At 50.2% G+C, this 2,229-nt stretch carries 2 protein-coding genes; one reads left to right on the top strand and one right to left on the bottom strand.

Annotation, left to right across the window (positions count from 1 at the left end):
- Nucleotides 1-790 precede the first annotated feature (790 nt).
- Entirely contained in the window at nt 791-1,648 is an 858-nt protein-coding gene (locus tag VE954_RS07690) for an EamA family transporter (protein WP_414698982.1), read from the top strand.
- A gap of 110 nt (nt 1,649-1,758) precedes the next feature.
- Here the strand turns inward: VE954_RS07690 and VE954_RS07685 are convergent, their stop codons facing one another.
- Nucleotides 1,759-2,130: a DDE-type integrase/transposase/recombinase gene (locus VE954_RS07685; protein WP_324951330.1), complete on the bottom strand. Its 372-nt coding sequence runs from the start codon at nt 2,128-2,130 to the stop codon at nt 1,759-1,761.
- Nucleotides 2,131-2,229: the final 99 nt, after the last annotated feature.

Genomic DNA, 2,229 nt, shown 5'->3' with positions numbered 1-2,229 from the left:
CGTTCAGTTGCACACTGAGCGAAAATGCAGGGCGTTGACACTTTGATTTTGCCATGCGTTTCGTCATCGGCATCACGCGGGTTTGCTGGCTTCCAATACGATGGGTGTGGGGCGCGAAAAAAAACTTGGTTTTTATCTTTGTCATTCAACGCCTTGGCCGTGAATTAAATTGGTGCCTTTTCTGCGGTCAAAAATGAGGCAGGGAAAGGGATTCAAGCCGACTTTGCCGCTCATGACAAGGGACGTTTATTCTGCAGGGCCCCGGAAAGAATGCGTGGAATTTCAGCAGACCCCTGACTATCAAGGCTTTCACGAAAGCCGTAATTCTGAAATTTCCCAATAATTTTAACTAGCCGCTTATTTTATGGTCATTCTTTCCGGGGCCCTGGGTCCAGCTCCATCTGGAGACGCCCGTGAGGCCGAACTCATCGACCGCATGACATGTCGAAACTGGACCACGAAGGGCGTTAACAAGAGGTGGAAAGAAACCCTATGTGTGATCGGCGGTTGATTTAGCCGGTTCCCATAAGGAATCCAGAATATGAAAAGGCGGACGAGAGTTCGCCTTTTTTATTTGACCGATATCGATCCTTTGAGCGGAAGTTCCAGGACTATGGAGTGACGGAATCCGAGGTAAAACCAACCCTCACGCTATCGCCATTAACTTCCCCCCGGGGACGCTTAAACGGCCAATCGCTGGTTTTACTCTTGCTGCAACTGACAGCATGGAGTATGCAACCGAAAAAGGCAGGGTAACTGCCATGAGTTATCGAGTCCTTGGGGATTAAAAATGCCAAGATTGAGCTTTTCCGTCTTGCTCCTTTTAACTGGAATGCTTTCAAATAAATTAGGAGCGTCAGTCGCAAAGCAGATTTTCAGCGCCGCGCATCCCATCGGGATTACGGTACTGAGAACAAGTCTGGCCGCACTCATTCTTTTGGCTGTCTTTCGGCCTTGGCGAGTTCAGTTGGATTGGCGCGCGTGGGCCTGCGTTCTGCCTTATGGCTGCGCACTCGGTACCATGAACATCTTGTTTTATTTGAGCCTGCAGCGGCTTCCACTTGGCATTGTGATAGCAATTGAATTCATTGGACCTTTGGGATTGGCCTTGTTCACCTCTCGGCGCAAGCTTGACTTTGCCTGGGTAATCCTTGCAGCGACGGGCATTACACTCATTTCTCCATTTGCGGGCGCTGAGAAAGCGGTCGACCTCCAAGGTTTTTCGCTCGCCCTTGCAGCTGGTGGATGCTGGGCGCTTTATATTGTCTTTGGACAGCATGTGAGCCTTCGGCTGCCTCCTGGGCCGGCCACGGCCGTTGGTATGCTGGTGGCCGCTGTCGTCGTTTCCCCATTCGCTTTTATTTATGCTGACGCTCGTATTTTCCAAATCGAAGTTTGGTGGATGAGCTTGGCCGTCGCCGTTTTGTGCAGCGTACTCCCATATCCTTTGGACCTGATGGCACTTAAACAGATCCCGGCAAAGACGTTTGGCATATTAATGAGCGTCGAGCCTGCGATGGCTGCTCTTGTGGGTTTCGTTTTTTTAGGGGAAGAACTCAACCCTCAACAATGGCTGGCATTGGGTTGCATTATGTCGGCGTCCGCGGGATGCACGATTTTCGGAAGAGAAAAGGCTGCTGACTTTTGACATTGTCACAGTGCTTCAGCATGATGCGCCCAAGGGTATAGATCCTCGCGGCAAATGGCTTTGTTGCGTTTGCCAGCTCTGAACGGAAGGGTGTGCTGATTCGCGGGCAATCATGCAGCCATGGAATAAAAGATTTCAGCAGAGGTTTTGCCCTCTGCTCTGACCTGCCGCTTTCGAATCATTCTCATCGACTCAAAGCCACCAATTGTAATCCTTGCAGTTCGAAACCTCTTGAATCCCAACGTGGCTCTGCATAGCTGTTTGATGGGCCTATGGTCCTGCTCGATAATGTTGTTCAAATATTTGTTCTGAGGAATTTCGATATCGGTGCCTTCGTCCTCATTATAGGTTTCGCTGCCAGCAGTATTGGCTCCGCTTTTGTCGATAGTGATTTTTATCGATTTATCGTTTGACCTGATGGCCTTGCATAGAAAGCGTTTTGCGGCTTTCCGGTCGCGCTTTGCCGTGAGCAAATAGTCCACGGTATTGCTTTCCTAGTCCACGGCCCGGTAGACGTATTTCCACTGGCCTTTGACCTTGATATAAGGGTGAGTAGACCCTGGCGTTTCATCCAGAGCCCC

Origin of the sequence: Oligoflexus sp. (assembly GCF_035638955.1) — a bacterium.
In the GTDB taxonomy this organism is placed as follows: domain Bacteria; phylum Bdellovibrionota_B; class Oligoflexia; order Oligoflexales; family Oligoflexaceae; genus Oligoflexus.
The sequence above is the reverse complement of the archived record's forward strand: the minus strand, read 5'-3'. Positions and strand labels throughout refer to the sequence as shown.